This window comes from Streptomyces sp. Act143 (assembly GCF_003143935.1).
Taxonomy (GTDB): Bacteria; Actinomycetota; Actinomycetes; order Streptomycetales; family Streptomycetaceae; genus Streptomyces.
In genome coordinates this window covers 2,277,684-2,294,425 of record NZ_QFRX01000001.1, presented here as the reverse complement: position 1 = coordinate 2,294,425, position 16,742 = coordinate 2,277,684, and the positions used below count along the sequence as shown (strand labels likewise).

General features: G+C 73.6%; 11 protein-coding genes. 10 read left to right on the top strand and 1 reads right to left on the bottom strand.

Features of this window, described 5'->3' with window-relative positions:
- Positions 1–141 precede the first annotated feature (141 nt).
- Positions 142–822 (top strand): response regulator transcription factor, encoded by a 681-nt coding sequence (locus DI272_RS10315; protein ID WP_109495055.1) that lies wholly within the window; start codon positions 142–144, stop codon positions 820–822.
- Positions 823–1,004: 182 nt separating this feature from the next.
- Positions 1,005–2,189, top strand: coding sequence for a cytochrome P450 (locus DI272_RS10310; protein ID WP_109495054.1), 1,185 nt, complete (start codon positions 1,005–1,007; stop codon positions 2,187–2,189).
- Between the two features lie 263 nt (positions 2,190–2,452).
- Here DI272_RS10310 and DI272_RS10305 read toward each other — a convergent pair whose 3' ends face one another.
- A complete protein-coding gene (locus DI272_RS10305) occupies positions 2,453–3,454 on the bottom strand; it encodes a Gfo/Idh/MocA family oxidoreductase (RefSeq protein WP_109495053.1) in 1,002 nt (333 codons plus the stop codon).
- Positions 3,455–3,583: 129 nt separating this feature from the next.
- On the opposite strand from DI272_RS10305, the gene DI272_RS10300 reads away from it, so the two are divergent.
- The 8 genes from DI272_RS10300 to DI272_RS10265 all read left to right on the top strand — a co-directional run bounded on the left by DI272_RS10300 (position 3,584) and on the right by DI272_RS10265 (position 16,654).
- Positions 3,584–4,321, top strand: a complete 738-nt coding sequence (locus tag DI272_RS10300; protein WP_181387522.1) for a GntR family transcriptional regulator — start codon at positions 3,584–3,586, stop codon at positions 4,319–4,321.
- Positions 4,322–4,471: 150 nt separating this feature from the next.
- Positions 4,472–5,620: an ROK family glucokinase gene (locus DI272_RS10295; RefSeq protein ID WP_109495051.1), complete on the top strand. Its 1,149-nt coding sequence runs from the start codon at positions 4,472–4,474 to the stop codon at positions 5,618–5,620.
- Positions 5,617–6,204 carry a sugar kinase gene (locus tag DI272_RS10290; RefSeq protein ID WP_109495050.1) on the top strand — a complete coding sequence of 196 codons (588 nt, stop codon included), beginning with the start codon at positions 5,617–5,619 and terminating at the stop codon, positions 6,202–6,204. The genes DI272_RS10295 and DI272_RS10290 overlap by 4 nt, the downstream gene beginning before the upstream one ends.
- Before the next feature lie 166 nt (positions 6,205–6,370).
- A complete protein-coding gene (locus tag DI272_RS10285) occupies positions 6,371–9,196 on the top strand; it encodes a DEAD/DEAH box helicase (RefSeq protein WP_109495049.1) in 2,826 nt (941 codons plus the stop codon).
- Complete coding sequence (locus tag DI272_RS10280) at positions 9,193–11,193, top strand: SWIM zinc finger family protein (RefSeq protein WP_109495048.1); 2,001 nt, start codon at positions 9,193–9,195, stop codon at positions 11,191–11,193. Before DI272_RS10285 ends, DI272_RS10280 begins: the two co-directional genes overlap by 4 nt.
- Before the next feature lie 201 nt (positions 11,194–11,394).
- Positions 11,395–12,420 carry a hypothetical protein gene (locus tag DI272_RS10275; RefSeq protein ID WP_109495047.1) on the top strand — a complete coding sequence of 342 codons (1,026 nt, stop codon included), beginning with the start codon at positions 11,395–11,397 and terminating at the stop codon, positions 12,418–12,420.
- Between the two features lie 233 nt (positions 12,421–12,653).
- Positions 12,654–15,476, top strand: coding sequence for an AAA family ATPase (locus DI272_RS10270; protein ID WP_258314511.1), 2,823 nt, complete (start codon positions 12,654–12,656; stop codon positions 15,474–15,476).
- Positions 15,477–15,580: 104 nt separating this feature from the next.
- A complete protein-coding gene (locus tag DI272_RS10265) occupies positions 15,581–16,654 on the top strand; it encodes a helix-turn-helix domain-containing protein (RefSeq protein ID WP_109495046.1) in 1,074 nt (357 codons plus the stop codon).
- Positions 16,655–16,742 lie beyond the last annotated feature (88 nt).

Here is a 16,742-nt window from a genome sequence, read left to right as displayed (position 1 = left end):
GGGAGGCGCGGCACTTGAGACCACAGCGGCGCCGCCCGTCGCGTGCCGGGAGAGCGGGCCGCTGCGGGTCGGCACGAAGCCGTGCTGCGAGGCTGACGGCATGGCCCCTGCATCCTCCGAAACCGTGATTACGTAAGCCACATGACCGCGATCAGACTGCTCCTCGTCGACGACGATCCGCTGGTGCGGGCCGGCCTGTCCCTGATGATCGGTGGTGCCGACGGCATCGAGATCGTCGGGGAGGCCGCCGACGGAAGCGATGTCGAGGCGCTCGTCGACCGCACCCGCCCGGACGTGGTCCTCATGGACATCCGGATGCCGGCCGTGGACGGGCTCACCGCCACCGAGCGGTTGCGCGCCCGGCCCGACGCCCCGCAGGTCGTGCTCCTCACCACCTTCCACGCCGACGACCAGGTGCTGCGCGCCCTGCGCGCGGGCGCCGCCGGGTTCGTCCTCAAGGACACCCCGCCCGCCGAGATCGTCGACGCGGTGCGCCGCGTCGCGGCCGGCGACCCCGTCCTGTCGCCCAGCGTCACCCGGCAGTTGATGGAGCACGCGGCCGGCGCGGCCGCCGACACACGCCGTGCACGCGCGCGTGCGCGCATCGCCGCCCTCAACGACCGTGAGCGCGAGGTGGCGGTGGCCGTCGGCCGCGGCCTGTCCAACGCCGAGATCGCCGCGGAGCTGTACATGAGCGTCGCCACGGTCAAGACGCATGTCTCCCGCGTCCTCGCCAAGCTCGACCTCAACAACCGTGTGCAGATCGCCCTCCTGGCGTACGACGCGGGGCTTCTGGAGGAAGCGGGGGAGGACGGGCACTAGCGAGGTCCATCGGCGGCGGGCACTTGGGGCTCGGCTACCGGGGATGGGCACTTGGGGCTTGGGTACCGGTGACGGGCGCTTGGGGCTCGGGTACCGGAGACGGGAACCTCGGGCTCGGGTGCCGTCGGCGGGCACTGTCGAGGGGCCCCGCGCGTTGACGGTGCGAGGGGGAGGGGACCGAGATGAGCGAAGTGGTCGACCTGGGCGAGTGCGGCGCCGCGTTCCGCACCGATCCGCATCCGGTGTACGCGCGACTGCGCGCCCGCGGCCCGGTGCACCGGGTCCGGCTGCCGACGCCCGACGCCCACCACGAGACCTGGCTGATCGTGGGGTACGAGGAGGCGCGCGCGGCCCTCAGCGACCCGCGCCTGTGCAAGGACGGCCGCAAGATCGGCATGACGTTCCTCGACGAGGGGCTGATCGGCAGGTACCTCCTGGTCGCCGATCCGCCGCAGCACACCCGGCTGCGCTCCCTGGTCGCGCGCGCCTTCACCATGCGCCGAGTGGAGGAACTCCGGCCCAGAATCCAGCAGATCACCGACGACCTGCTCGACGCGATGCTCCCGCAGGGCCGCGCCGACCTGGTGGAGTCCCTCGCCTACCCGCTGCCCCTGACCGTCATCTGCGAACTCCTCGGCGTCCCCGAGATGGACCGCACGGAGTTCCGCAAGATCTCCGGCGAGGCCGTCGCCCCCACCAGCGCCGAGAGCGAGTACGACGCCTTCGTCCGGCTCGCCGAGTACCTCACCGGTCTCATCGAGGACAAGAGGGCCGCCGGGCCGAGCGGCGACCTCCTCGGCGATCTCATCCGCACCACCGCCGAGGACGGCGACCGCCTCTCGCCGCAGGAACTGCGCGGCATGGCCTTCGTCCTGCTGATCGCGGGCCACGAGACCACCGTCAACCTCATCACCAGCGGGGTGCACGCCCTGCTCACCCACCCGGACCAACTCGCCGCCCTGCGCGCCGACATGAGCCTGCTCGACGGGGCGATCGAGGAGACGCTGCGCTGGGAGGGTCCAGTGGAGAACGCCACGTTCCGATTCGCCGCCGAGCCTCTGGAGATCGGCGGTACGCGAATAGCGCGGGGCGAGGCGGTGATGGTCGGCCTCACCGCGGCCGACCGCGACGGAGTGCGCTACCCGGCCCCCGACCGCTTCGACATCCACCGCGACGCCCGCGGCCACCTCGCCTTCGGCCACGGCATCCATTACTGCCTGGGCGCACCGCTGGCCCGCCTGGAGGGCCGGACGGCCATCCGGACGCTGCTGGAGCGAGCCCCCGGGCTGGCCCTCGACGGCCCCGCCGGGGAGTGGCTGCCGGGGATGCTGATGCGGGGGATGCGGAGCCTGCCGCTGCGGTGGTGACCCGGCCGCACGCCTCTCCGCCGAGGATGGCAGGCGTCCCCCGGCCCGGGATCGACGCGCGTTTCGCCGCCTGGGATGGCCGCACGTCCCTCGGCCCGGGATTGACGCGCGTTCCCAGCCCGGCATTGCCGCATGTCTCTCGGTCCGGGATTGACGCGCTTCCCAGCTCGGGATTGCCGCATGTCTCTTGGCGCAGGACTGCTGCGTGCCCCTGAGTCCAAGATCGCCGCGCGTCTTTCACGCGCAGGATCGCCCCGCGGCTCTCAACCCGGGATCTCCGCCAACCGCACCGGACGCCGCTCCCGTCGTGACACCTCGCACGCCTCGGCGATCCGCAGCGCCTGCAACGCCTCGCGCCCGTCGCAGGGGTTGGCGCGCTCACCTCGTACCACCTCGACGAACGCGTTCAGTTCGGCCTCGTAGGCCGGTCCGAAGCGTTCCAGGAAGCCCGACCACGGCTTGTCCGCGGCCGGTGGGCCGGTCGGCTCCGTGGACGCGATCGGGGTGCGGTCGTCGAGGCCGACCGCGATCTGGTCCAGCTCCCCGGCGAGCTCCATGCGGACGTCGTAGCCCGCCCCGTTCAGCCGGGTCGCCGTCGCCGTGGCCAGCGTCCCGTCGTCGAGGGTGAGGACCGCCGCGGCGGTGTCGACGTCGCCCGCCTCGCGGAACATCGCGGGCCCGGCGTCGGACCCGGCCGCGTACACGTCCACCACCTCGTGCCCGGTCACCCAGCGCAGCGCGTCGAAGTCGTGGATCAGCGTGTCCCGGTACAGCCCGCCCGACAGCGGCAGCCAGGCGGCGGGCGGCGGCTCCTGGTCGGAGGTGAGCGCCCGTACGGTGTGCAGCCGCCCGAGCCGCCCCGCGCGCACCGCCTCCCGCGCGCCCGCGTAGCCCGCGTCGAACCGGCGCTGGAAGCCCATCTGAAGGACCGTCCCGGCCGTCTCGACCTCGCCGATCGCGTGCAGGGTGCCGGGCAGGTCGAGGGCGATCGGCTTCTCGCAGAACACCGGGAGCCCGGAGCGCGCCGCCCGGCCGATGAGGTCGGCGTGCGCCGAGGTGGCCGTGGTGATCACCACCGCGTCCACGCCCCACCGGAAGATCTCGTCCACTCCGGGCGCGGCCGTCTCACCCAGCCGGAGCGCCAGCTCCTGCGCCCGCGTGCCGTCCGCGTCCGTCAGGATCAGGGATCCGACATCGCGATGCCGGCTGAGTGTGTTCGCGTGAATGGTGCCGATCCGGCCCGTCCCGATGACCCCGATGCGCATGTGAACAAAATGTGGTCGCACACCCCGCGCTGTCAATGCATATGTCCGGACAATCGGACTACACAACTTCCCGTCAACCGGGCACGGAGCTACGCTCGGCCCGTGCCGAAACCAGATGTGGACCCGACCGTGACACTCGACCTCAGCGTGGACCGGAGCAGCCCGGTGCCGTTGTACTTCCAGCTGTCCCAGCAGCTGGAGGCCGCGATCGAGCACGGAACGCTCACCCCCGGCAGCCTGCTGGGCAACGAGATCGAGCTCGCCGCACGCCTCGGACTGTCCCGGCCGACCGTCCGCCAGGCCATCCAGTCGCTCGTCGACAAGGGCCTGCTGGTGCGCCGCCGCGGTGTCGGCACCCAGGTCGTGCACAGCCAGGTCAAGCGCCCGCTGGAACTCAGCAGCCTCTACGACGACCTGGAGACGGCCGGTCAGCGTCCGGCCACCAAGGTCGTCGTCAACACCGTGGTCCCGGCCTCCGCCGAGGTCGCCGCCGCCCTGGGCGTGGCCGAGGACAGTGACGTGCACCGCATCGAGCGGCTGCGCCTCGCGCACGGCGAGCCGATGGCGTACCTGTGCAACTTCATCCCGCCGGGCCTGCTCGACCTGGACACCGCCCAGCTGGAGGCCACCGGCCTGTACCGGCTGATGCGCTCCGCCGGGATCACCCTGCACAGCGCCCGCCAGTCCATCGGGGCCCGCGCCGCCACCGCCCCCGAGGCCGAGCGGCTCGCCGAGGAGCCGGGCGCCCCGCTGCTCACCATGCAGCGCGTGACCTTCGACGACACCGGCCGCGCGGTCGAGTTCGGCACGCACACGTACCGGCCGAGCCGCTACTCCTTCGAGTTCCAGTTGCTCGTGCGGCCGTAGGGAAACGCCCGAGCGGGCCCGGCGGGACGCTGGAGATCCGCTCCAAGACGGGCGACTTGGTCGCAATGTCAGGACATTGCGGCCGACCTGAACCGCCTTGGTGTTTCCCCGTACGGCACCCATACCGGCGGTGAGGCAGAATCGAGGCCGATGAGCACCTACGGCAACTTCAGCGCCCCGATCGGCTCCCGCCGCGCCCCGGCCCTGCGCACGGTCGGCACCCGCGAGCGCCGCTCCCACCTCACCGCACCCCGGGTGCCCACCGTGGGCATCGACATCGGCGGCACCAAGGTGATGGCGGGAGTCGTCGACGCCGACGGCAACATCCTGGAGAAGGTCCGCACCGAGACCCCGGACAAGTCCAAGAGCCCGAAGGTGGTCGAGGACACCATCTGCGAGCTGGTCCTGGACCTCTCCGACCGGCACGACGTGCACGCGGTCGGCATCGGCGCGGCCGGCTGGGTCGACGCCGACCGCAACCGCATCCTGTTCGCCCCGCACCTGTCCTGGCGCAACGAGCCGCTGCGCGACCGCCTCGCGGGCCGCCTCGCGGTGCCCGTCCTGGTCGACAACGACGCCAACGCCGCCGCGTGGGCCGAGTGGCGCTTCGGCGCGGGTCGCGGCGAGGACCACCTGGTCATGATCACGCTGGGCACCGGCATCGGCGGCGCGATCCTGGAGGACGGCCAGGTCAAGCGCGGCAAGTTCGGCGTCGCGGGCGAGTTCGGACACATGCAGGTCGTCCCCGGCGGACACCGCTGCCCGTGCGGCAACCGCGGCTGCTGGGAGCAGTACAGCTCCGGCAACGCGCTGGTCCGCGAGGCCAAGGAGCTGGCCGCCGCCGACTCGCCGGTGGCCTACGGGATCATCGAGCACGTCAAGGGTCAGATCGGCGACATCACCGGCCCGATGATCACGGAGCTGGCCCGCGAGGGCGACGCGATGTGCATCGAGCTGCTCCAGGACATCGGCCAGTGGCTCGGCGTCGGCATCGCCAACCTCGCCGCCGCCCTCGACCCGTCCTGCTTCGTGATCGGCGGCGGTGTCTCGGCCGCCGACGAACTGCTGATCGGCCCCGCGCGGGACGCCTTCAAGCGCCAGCTCACCGGCCGCGGCTACCGCCCCGAGGCCCGCATCGTCCGCGCCCAGCTCGGCCCCGAGGCCGGCATGGTCGGCGCCGCCGACCTCGCCCGGCTGGTCGCCCGCCGCTTCCGGCGCGCCAACCGGCGCCGCGTCGAGCGGTACGAGCGCTACGCGCGGTACACGGAGGCCCGCCGCACCACCCGGGAGTCCCTGTGACGGCCTCGCTGCCACGCCAGGCGTCCGCGTCCCCGGACGAGCCGGCACCCCGGCCGCCCGAGGACCGGCGCCACCGCAACCGCCGCCGCGCGCTCACGCTGCTCATCATCGTGCTGCTCATCGGCGTCCCGGCCGGCTATCTGGTGATCTCCGCCAACCAGAGCCGCAACAGCGGCAAGGACAAGGAGGCGAAGTACTCGGCGACCGGCCTCACGGCCGGGTACCCGTCGAAGGTCCAGCGCCGGCTGTACCAGGTCCCGGTCCCGCACCCCGCGGACCAGATCGCCTACTACGAGACCAACAACTGGAAGACCAGCCGCCTCTACGTCCAGTTCCGCACGTCCAACGCGGGCCTGGACACCTTCCTGGCGGGCGTCGGCGTCGGCCGCGACGACCTGAAACCGGGCGACATCACCATCGGCGCCCGCGACCAGAAGATCACCGGCTGGTCCTTCACGGGCCCCGGCCCCTGGTCGGGCCTGGTGCACCGGCAGAAGAACCCGGCGCCGACCCAGGACATCGTCGTGAACACCGCAGACCCGGCCAACCCGATGGTGTACGTCGTCTCCCGCACGGTCCCCTAGCGGCAGCGGCAGCGGCAGCGGCAGCAGCGGTGGCAGCCCCAGCAGTGGGGCCGTGGCCGCCGTCCCGCAACCGGGGCGCGGCCCGTCGTCGGAGCCGATTGTCAGACCCCGCCCGTAGAGTCGTAGACGTCTGATCCGACACGCGGGTGGGGAGGTGGCAGGACGTATGAGTGACACGCTCGCGGTGGCCGACCGGGCGAAGGGCGTGCCCTCCGCGCGGCTCGCCGCCGTCTTCCTCCCCGCCCCCCTCCCGCGCGAGGGCCGCATGGCCTTCTGGGACCCCGAGGACAGCTCCCTGCCCGAGGATGCGGACGGGCTGACGGACCTCACCGTCGTACGACGCCACGGCGCGGGGGCACGCCGTCGTACGACCCCCGCGCTCACCCTGCCCCTGGCCGAGGCCCTGCCCCTCCTCGCGCGCGCCCGCCGCGACCCCGCCGCCCATCCCGCCACCGCCTGCTGGGGCGCCGCCGCCCTGCACGCGCTGCGGCTCGCCGCCCGCGGCCGGCTCCTGCCCGGCCTGACCGCCGCGGGCCACGACGCCTGGCGGGCCGGCCCCCTCGACCCCGACGACATCGCACACCTGCGCGCGATCGCCGCCGCCCTGCCGTACGAGGGCCATGCCGTCCCGCTGCCGGGCCCCGGCCCGCTGCGGCTGCCCGAGCCGGAAGCACTCATGCGCTCCTTCCTGGACGCCGTAGCCGACACCCTGCCGCGCACCCCGGCCGCGCCCCACGCCTCCGGCAGGCCCTTCGCCGACCGCCGCCCCCAGCATCTGCCCGGGGCGCACGACTGGGCCGCGGAGGTCGCCGCGGGCATGGACGCGGGGGTGCGGATCTCGCTCCGCCTGGACCTGTCCGCCTACGAAGTGTTCGACGCCGGCGACCGGGTCCGCAGCGCCGGCGCCGCGATCGTCCAGGTGCACAGCCTCGCCGACCCCACCCTCGTCGCCGACGCGGCGGCCCTGTGGGCGGGCGAGACGGACGCGGTGTTCGGGCCACGCGCGCGCGTGGACGCGGCCCTCGCCGTGCGGCGCGCGGCCCGGGTCTGGCCGCCCCTGGACCGGCTCACCGAGCAGGACGTCCCCGACGTACTGGCCCTGTCCAAGCACGAGTTGGGCGAGCTGCTCGGCGTCGGCGCCACCCGGCTCGCGGCGGCCGGGGTCGCCGTGCACTGGCCCCGGGACCTGGCGCAGGACCTCAGCGCCGCCGCCGTCGTACGCCCCGCCCCGGGCTCCGCGACCGACGGCACCGGCTTCTTCGAGAGCGAGGAACTCCTCCAGTTCCGCTGGCAGTTGGCGCTCGGCGGTGACCCGCTGACCGAGGCCGAGATGGACGCGCTCGCCGAGGCCCACCGGCCCGTCGTCCGGCTGCGTGATCAGTGGGTGCTGGTCGACCCGGCGCTCGTCCGCAAGGCCCGCAAGCGCGAACTGGGCCTGCTCGACCCGGTCGACGCGCTCTCCGTCGCCCTCACCGGCAGCGCGGAGATCGACGGCGAGACGGTCGAGGCGGTACCGGTCGGCGCGCTGGCCGCACTGCGCGACCGGCTGACGACGGGAGTCCGGCCCGCGGAGCCGCCCCCGGGCCTGCACGCCACCCTGCGCGACTACCAACTCCGGGGCCTGGCCTGGCTGGACCTCATGACCTCTCTCGGCCTCGGCGGCTGCCTCGCCGACGACATGGGCCTCGGCAAGACGATCACCGTGATCGCGCTGCATCTCAAGCGCGCCCGCACCGCACCGACCCTGGTGGTCTGCCCGGCCTCGCTCCTCGGCAACTGGCAGCGGGAGATCGCCCGCTTCGCGCCCGGCGTCCCCGTCCGCCGCTTCCACGGCCCCGACCGCACCCTGGACGGCCTCGCCGGCGGCTTCGTCCTGACCACCTACGGCACCATGCGGTCGACGGCGCCGGCGCTGGCCGAGCAGCACTGGGGCATGGTCGTCGCGGACGAGGCCCAGCACGTGAAGAACCCGTACTCGGCGACGGCGAAGGCCCTGCGCACGATCCCGTCGCCCGCGCGCGTGGCCCTCACCGGCACGCCCGTGGAGAACAACCTCTCCGAACTCTGGGCCCTGCTCGACTGGACGACACCGGGACTCCTCGGCCCCCTCAAGTCCTTCCGCGCCCGCCACGCGCGCGCCGTGGAGAACGGCGAGGACACCGAGGCGGTGGAGCGGCTGGCCCGCCTCGTCCGACCGTTCCTCCTGCGCCGCAAGAAGTCCGACCCCGGCATCGTCCCCGAGCTGCCGCCCAAGACGGAGACGGACCACCCGGTCCCGCTCACCCGCGAACAGGCCTCCCTCTACGAGGCGGTGGTGCGCGAGTCGCTGTACGCCATCGAGACCGCGGACGGCATCGCCCGCAGGGGCCTGGTGCTCAAGCTGCTGGGCGCGCTGAAGCAGATCTGCGACCACCCGGCGCTGTACTTGAAGGAGGAGGCCGGTGCCGCCGAGCGGCTGGTGCTCCGCTCCGGCAAACTCGCCCTGCTCGACGAGCTGTTGGACACCGTCCTCGCGGAGGACGGCTCGGCGCTCGTCTTCACGCAGTACGTCGGGATGGCCCGTCTGATCACCGCCCACCTCGCCGCCCGGGCGGTCCCGGTGGACCTGTTGCACGGCGGCACCCCGGTGCCGGAACGCGAGCGCATGGTGGACCGCTTCCAGGCCGGCTCGACCCCGGTCCTGGTCCTGTCCCTGAAGGCGGCGGGCACCGGTCTGAACCTCACCCGCGCGGGCCATGTCGTCCACTTCGACCGCTGGTGGAACCCGGCCGTCGAGGAACAGGCCACCGACCGCGCCTACCGCATCGGCCAGACCCAGCCGGTCCAGGTCCACCGCCTCATCACCGAGGGCACCGTGGAGGACCGCATCGCCGAGATGCTGGAGGCGAAGCGGGCCCTGGCCGACGCGATCCTGGGCTCCGGCGAATCGGCCCTGACGGAACTCACGGACCGCGAACTGACCGACCTGGTCTCGCTGCGGAGGACGTCATGAGCCCCGGCCCGGCGGACGAGGCACGGCGGGCGCTGCGGGAAGCGCGGGAAGCCCGGCAGGCTCAGGCGGCCCAGGGCGCTCAGGAGCGGAAGGCCGTGGGGGAGGCGGCACCCGGACCCGAGGGACCTGAGGGGCGCGGGATCGCTCCGGGAGGCTCTCGTCCGCGGGGCGAGTCGGTCGCGCCGGGTGTCTCGGTGGACGACGAAGCGGCGTCCGGAGCGGTTGGAGGAGCCGCGGAAGGTGCCGGGGCGGCGGAGAAGCCCACGGCGGAACAGGACGAGCGGCCGAGGGCCCGGCCGGGTGACGCCGCGCGGGCGGCGCTGCGGCGTGCGATGTCGGAGCGCCGGGGCGCGGCCCCCCACGGCCCGGCTACGGGGGGCGGTACGGAGCCCGGGGGACGGGAGGGCTGCCGCCAGGGTGCACCCGACGAGGAAGGGGGCGACCGTTCCGAGCGCGGCACCCCGCCCGGCGTGCCGGCATCCCCCGCGCCGCCATCCACCACCCCACCCCCGTCATCCAGCGGCACCAACTGCCCGAGCTCCGCGACCACCCCACCACCACACCCGCTCACCGCTGCCCCGCTCACCACCACCCCGCACGCCGCTGCTCCGCACGCCGCTATCCCGCTCACCACCACCCCGCTCACCGCTATCCCGCACACCACCACCCCGCTCACCGCTGCCCCGCACACCACCACCCCTCACGCCACCGCCCCCCGCCACCCCCGCTCCATGGCCGCCCCCGGCCGGGACGGTGAACTTCGCCGCACCTTCCCGGCGTTCGCGCCCCGTGCCGCGGACGGTGAGCACGGCTTCGCCGAGACGTGGTGGGGCAACGCGTGGGTCAGGGCGTTGGAAGAGGGCGCCCTGGACGCCAAGCGGCTGGCGCGTGGGCGCAGTTATGCCGAGCAGGGGAATGTCGACGCCATCACCGTGACGCCCGGCCTCGTTCTCGCCTACGTGCAGGGGAGCCGCCCCCGCCCCTACCGGGTCCAGGTGCGGCTGCGGACGCTCGACGACACGGAGTGGCAGTGGTTCCTGGACGCCGCGGCCGAGCGGCCCGGGCACATCGCCGCGCTGCTGGACAAGGAGATGCCGCATTCGCTCGCCGAGGGCGGGGTGCGGCTGCTTCCCGGCCCCGGTGAACTCGCCCCGCACTGCAGCTGCCCGGACCGCGGTCACCCCTGCAAGCACGCCGCCGCGCTCTGCTACCAGACCGCCCGTCTGCTCGACGCCGACCCCTTCGTCCTGCTCCTGCTGCGCGGCCGGGGCGAGCGCGAGCTGCTCGACACCCTCTCCCGGCTGAGCGCCGCCCGCGCGGCCCGCGCCGCCCAGGAGAAAGGACCGGCGCCCCTGCCCGGCGTACGCGCCACCGAGGCCCTCGCGCCCCGGCAACTCCCGCCCCTCCCGGCACCGTTGCCCGCGCCCGCGCATCCCGAGCAGCCCCCGGTCTACCCGGCGGCGCCGGGCGGCCCGGACCCCTTCGCGCTGGACCAGTTGGCGACCGACGCCGCCGCCCGCGCCCACGCGCTGCTCACCACCGGCCGCGACCCGGTCGCCGATCTGACGCTGTGGCAGGACGCGGTGCGGCTCGCCGCGGCCCGCCCCGGCTCCGGCCTCACCGCCGCCACCCGCTCGCTGTACGCCTCGCTCGCCTCCGCCGCCGACCGCACCCCGTCCGATCTGGCGCGCGCGGTCGCCGCCTGGCGGCAGGGCGGGTACGAGGGGCTCGCCGTACTGGAGGAACCCTGGGATCCGCCGGCCGGCCGCTTCGACCGGGCCCGCCCGCTCCTTCTCGCCGCCGACCTCCCGGCGTTCCGCCCCTGGCGCAACCGCCTCACCCATCCCCGCGGCCATGTCCAACTCCGCCTGGGGCGCGACGGGTTGTGGTACGCGTACGAGTCCGACCCCGGCGCCGACGACTGGTGGCCCCGCGGCACTCCCGACCTCGACCCGGTCGGAGCCCTGACGGGTCTGGGTGCCTCGCCGGACAGTTGAGAGGGTCGACGCCCCTTTCTCCGCACGAGGTGCCCCTTTCTCCGCACGAGGTGACCACTTCTCCGCACGAGGTGACCACAGACATTTCTGCACCATGTCGCCACGAACCACGTGACGGCCGTCGACCCACGAGTCGTTACACTGCCGCGATGTCGCCGCGCGGCACAGCCAACTGACAGATCAGCACCTCGGGGGACAGACATGGCAACGGGCGGATGGGGCCCTGGCGCGGGCCCGGGCGGGCAGACCGGTCATCCCGGCAACACCACCGGCGGCCAGGGCTGGGGCCCACCGCCCGGCCCCCCGGCGAACAACCCCTACGGGCTCCCGCCCCAGGGCGGCCCCTACGGACCGCCGCCGCCACACCCGTACCCGCCGCAGAACCCGTACCCCTATGTGCCGCCCGCGCCCACGCCCGGCCGGGCGCCGCGCCGCCGCAGCCGGCTGTGGTTCTTCTCCCTGCCCTACCTCACCGGCGGCGTCATCCGCTCCGCGCACCGGGTCGCCACCCGGCTCTTCGTGCAGGCGGGCGAGGACCGCATCCAGGACCGCACGGTGGACCGCGTCCAGGTGGCCCGCACCGTCCTCGGCGCCGCCGCCACCGTCGTCCTGTTCCTCGTCTACGGCACGGACAGGGGCGGCTGGCAGGACGCGGCGGCCGGCAGCGCCGCCCAGGCGCTCATCGCCCCGGTCCTGCTGATCGTCGGCGGCCCCCTGATCATCCTCGCCTTCATCTACTACGCGCCCCCGCACCTGCGGCCCCACCTCCGCTCCCGGCTCCGGGTGCCGTTGAAGGCGGTCGGCTGGTACGTGGCGACCGTGGTCGTCCTCGGCGGAACCCTCTTCGGGATCGCACAGTTGGCCAAGACCGATCTGCACGGCTGGCAGGGGTTCGTCGTGGGGCTGGCGGGACTGGTCGCGCTGGCCTGGGGTCTTCCCTTCTTCGTTCTGGCCTCGCTCTACTCCGCCCGCAGCGCCTTCAACACCGGCCACGTCCATCCGATGCTGCCGCCCGTGGTGACGATGGTGTTCGTGTGGGTGTTCGCGCTCTTCAACCTGATCGACAGCGGTATGCCGGCCCAGGGCCCGCCCGCCGTCCAGCTCTGCTCCCTGCTCGGTGGCCCGGTCTCGGTGACCGCCGTCGCGCTGTGGGAACTGCGGCGCATGCGGACCCGCTACGGGGTGAGCGTTCGCGGCACCGCCACCGCCCCCACGCCGCTGGTGTAGGACGGCCGTGACGTTCTGACCTTCTCCGGCGCGAGCGCGGCAGGCCGGGGACCCCGGGCGGGGAGGGGGAGGCCAGGGCAGGCCCGCTCGTTCCCGCGAGGATTGATGCCCGATCGCGGATTCCGCTGTATCGCGATTTTCTGGACATGACATGCTGTGGCTGTGCAAGTGTGCACTCACGATCATTGCTCATCGCGCCACAGAGGAATACGTTGAAGGTTTTTCGGCAGCCCGTGACATCACCTCGGATCGGTGGCAGCCAGCCGCCCGTACGGGGACGGGACGCGGAGTTGGCCCTGCTGGACAAGCGCTTTGCCGAGCTGGAGCGGGGCCGCGGCGGCATCGTGTGCCTCGAGGGGGCTCCCGGCAGTGGCAAGAGCCGCCTGCTCGCGGAAGCGCAGGGCCAAGCGATGCGCCGCAAGCTGCGGGTGTTCCAGGGCGGCGCGGACCCTGACGGGCAGTTCGTGCCCCTGGGGCCGCTGCTGGACGGACTGCTCACCGGCAGCGGCACGCTGTTCGACGTCGACCGCCTGCGCGACCTGGCGAGCGCCCCCGAGCAACGCTTCTGGCTGCTCCAGGAGTTGCAGGACCGCTTGGAGCAGGCGGCGCTCGACACCCCGCTGATCATCGTCCTGGACGACGTCCAGTGGCTCGACGACGTCACCCTCCTCGCCCTGCGCACGCTGTCCGCACGACTCTCGTCGCACGCCATCCTGTGGCTGCTGGCGGTCCGCACCAACGCCGCCGCGCCGGGCGTCCGCGCGACGCTGGACCGCCTCGGGCAACTCGGCGCACACCGCCTGCAGCTCGGTCCCCTCACCGACGAGGCGGTCGCCGCGATCACCGAGGACGTCCTGGGGGCCACACCCGACGCCGGGACGCTGAAGGCGGTGGGACGGGCCGAAGGCATGCCGCTGTTGCTGGTCGAACTGCTGCGCAGCATGCGCGAAGAGCACTCCGTGGTCGTCGAGGGCGATGTCGCGCGACTGGCCGGCGAAGAGGTGCCGGCCCGTTTCCAGGCCTCCGTGCGGCTCGGTCTCGACCGCCTGGCCCCGGCGACGCGGGAGGTCGTGCAGACGGCGTCGGCGGTCGGCCGCACCGTCACCATCGGGCTCCTCGCCGAACTGCTGGGACGGCCCACGGCCTCGCTGATAGCGCCGGTGCAGGAGGCCTTGGACGCCCATCTGTTCGTAGAGCGCGACGAGCGGTTGCTGTTCCGCCACGACCTGTTCCGAGAGGCCGTCGAGAGCAGCATCCCCGTGGCCGTGCACCGAGCCCTGCGCCGGCACGCCGCCGACGCGCTGCTGGAACGCGGAGCCCCGGTGACCGAAGCGGCCGCCCTGCTCGTGGACACCGCCGAGGCCGGGGACCAGCGAGCCGTGGAGCTGCTGAGGGCCGCCGCCGCGGAGCTGTCCGCGTCGGCTCCGTCATCGGCCGAACAGCTCAGCCGGCGCGCGCTGGAGCTGACCGGTGACACCGCGCCGGAGCATCCCGCGATCGTCGCGGAGACAATGCTGCTGCTGTGGCAGACGGGACAGACGGCACAGGCCCGGGCGCTGGCCGCCGCGGTCCTGCCGGGGAGCATGCAGCCGGAGGCCGAGGCCCAGCTGCGGCTCGGGCTGGCCCGCGTCTCCAGCCAGTTCGACTTCACCGAGGCAGCCGAGCAGGCCCGGCTCGGGGCGTCGCTCCCCGGCATCTCCGCGGGCGTGCGGGCCCAGTTGCTGGCGCTGCGCTGCCTCAACCTGTCGATGATCGGTGACTTCGAGGCCACCTCTCGGGCCGTCGCCGAAGCTCTCGCGGCGGCTGCCGAGGCCGATGACGACGCCGCCCGGGCCACCGCGATCGCGGTCGACTCCGTCGTCCGCTTCTACCGGATGGACTGGCAGCAGGCGTTCGAGCTGGCCGACGAGGCGGCTTCCCTCGCGGCCGACGTCGGTTTCATCCACTCGCTGTGGGTGCCGGAGGCGCTGTGGCAGGCATTTCTGCTCAACGCCGAGGGCCGGACCGACCGAGCGCTCGCCGAGTCCGAGGCGGGCATCCAGGAGACCCAGAAGCAGGGGCAGGCCGCGGCCATGGGCCTGTGGATGAGCAACCGGTCCCGGGTGCTCTTCGACGCCGGCCTCCTGGGCGACGCACGCGCGGAGGCCGAAGCCACCACGGCGCTGGCGGACGAGATGGGCATGGGCAACTTCGCCGAGGCGACGGCCCTGTACACGCTCCTGCGCGTCGCCCTGCACACGAACGACCGGGAAGCGGTCACGGCCTGCGCCGCCCAGGTCGAACGCATGGTCGGCGATCCCGCCATCCTCATCCGCAACGTGGGCTCCTGGCTCCTCGCCCTGGTCGCGGACGACGCAGGCAGACCGGACCGTGCCATGGCCCTCCTCGACGAGTCCTTCGGCACCTTCGCCCTGGACGGCCCGTCCCTCGCCAGCCCGGACGATCCGGCCGATGCGGTCGTCTTCGTCCGCATGGCGCTGCGGGCGGGAGCGGTGGAGCGGGCCGCCGCGGCCGTCGCCATCGCGGAGCGACGGGCGGAGCGCAACCCCGGCTTCCCGGTCCTCGCGGCCGTCGCCGCGCACGCCCGGGGCCTGCTCGACAACGATCTCGGACAACTGCTGAGGGCGGCCGAGCTGTACGACGGCATCCCCCGGCTGCTCCCCAGGGCCTCCGCGCACGAGGACGTCGGCCTCCGGCTGGCCACGCGCAGCGCCGCCGACGCCGTGCCCCGTCTCGACCGCGCGCTGGACCTCTACACGCAGGCGGGCGCGGAACGTGACGCCGCCCGTGTCCGGCGCCGGCTGCGGGCCCTGGGCGCCCCGCGGCGCCGCACCTCCGCGCAGCGGACCTCCACGGTCTGGCCCGAACTGACGGAGTCGGAGGTGGCGGTCATCCGCCTGGTCGTGCAGGGGCTGACCAACCGGGCGACCGCTCAGCGCCTGGGGCTCTCGCCGCACACGGTGAGCTCGCACCTGCGGCGCGCCTTCACCAAGCTCGGCATCACCTCACGCGTCGAGCTGGCGGAACTGGCAGCCGCACGCCGGCACGGAGAGTAGTCGCTCCGTATCCCACACCCTTCCTCAAGATCCACTGCGGACGTGCGACGCGCGGGCGCGCGGAGCGCGACAGGCTCGTGAGGAAGGAAGGGGACGCATTCTCAATGACTACTGGAACCACTGCCCGGGGCAGCTCCCGCACCACCATCCACGCCGGACCACTGGTGTCCGCCCGCGAACAGCGAACGGACTGGCGCCACACGTTGTCGCACGCGTTGGGGGGAGTCGGCATCTCCTCGCAGGGCCCCTCTTCCTCGGGCTCCGTCAGCACCGCCGCGCTCGGCGTGCTGCGGGTGGTGCGGGCGGAGGCCGACGGAATGACCGTCCGGCGCTCCGCCCGGCCCGAGGACACCGACCGCGGGGACCGCCTGGTCGTCAGTCTTCTGGAGTCCGGGGCCGGCCGGATCGAGCAGGACGGGCGGACGGCGTCCCTGGAGACGCACGACGTCTTCCTCTACGACACGTTCCGGCCCGTCCGTCTGGACCTCACGCGCCCGTTCCGCGTGAAGTCCCTGGTGCTGCCCCGTGAGGCGCTGCGCCTGCACGAGGACGACGTGTGCCGGATCACGGCTGTGCCGTTCGGGCCCGAGACGTCCATCGGTGCCCTGCTGCCCCCTCTGGTCACGCGACTCGTGGACGACGCGGAGCTGTTCTCGGCGTACACCGGCGAGTTGATGGCCCGCAACGCGGTGGACCTGCTGGGGGTGCTGGCCGACGAATGGCTGCGGCGTGGCCGGGACGAGGCGGCCGACACCAATCGGGCCCTCCTGCTGCGCATCCAGGGGTTCATCGACGAACAACTATCCGATCCCGAGCTCTCGCCCGCGCGCATCGCCCACGCCCACCACATCTCGCTGCGGTATCTGCACAAGCTCTTCCAGGCCGAGGGCACGACGGTCGGCCGATGGGTCCTGCGCCGGCGGCTCGAAGCCTGCCGACGCGACCTGCTGCACCGCCAGAACCGGGGGCTGACGATCGCCGCCGTGGCACACCTGCACGGATTCGCCAGCGCCGCGCACTTCAGCAGGTCGTTCCGGGCCTTCTACGGCGTGTCCCCCAGCGAATGGCGCGCCACGCAGGCCCAGGCCCTGTCGTCAAGGCCAGGCCGGGGTGACTGCGCGGATGAACAGGGTCGTCCGCCGCAGGGATCGGCGGACGCCGAGGCGGGCCGGCCGTGACGCCGCCCGGCCCGCACCGCGGGCCGGGCAGGCCCTGCCGGCGCGGTGCCGGACACCGGCTGCGCGATCCACAGGTCGCGGAAGAGCC

Bases quoted from the DNA above. Each gene is read 5' to 3' on its own strand.
- DI272_RS10315 (WP_109495055.1), top strand. From the start codon at position 142: ATGACCGCGATCAGACTGCTCCTCGTCGACGACGATCCGCTGGTGCGG.
- DI272_RS10265 (WP_109495046.1), top strand. From the start codon at position 15,581: ATGACTACTGGAACCACTGCCCGGGGCAGCTCCCGCACCACCATCCAC.
- DI272_RS10310 (WP_109495054.1), top strand. From the start codon at position 1,005: ATGAGCGAAGTGGTCGACCTGGGCGAGTGCGGCGCCGCGTTCCGCACC.
- DI272_RS10305 (WP_109495053.1), bottom strand. From the start codon at position 3,454: ATGCGCATCGGGGTCATCGGGACGGGCCGGATCGGCACCATTCACGCG.
- DI272_RS10285 (WP_109495049.1), top strand. From the start codon at position 6,371: ATGAGTGACACGCTCGCGGTGGCCGACCGGGCGAAGGGCGTGCCCTCC.
- DI272_RS10280 (WP_109495048.1), top strand. From the start codon at position 9,193: ATGAGCCCCGGCCCGGCGGACGAGGCACGGCGGGCGCTGCGGGAAGCG.
- DI272_RS10275 (WP_109495047.1), top strand. From the start codon at position 11,395: ATGGCAACGGGCGGATGGGGCCCTGGCGCGGGCCCGGGCGGGCAGACC.
- DI272_RS10295 (WP_109495051.1), top strand. From the start codon at position 4,472: ATGAGCACCTACGGCAACTTCAGCGCCCCGATCGGCTCCCGCCGCGCC.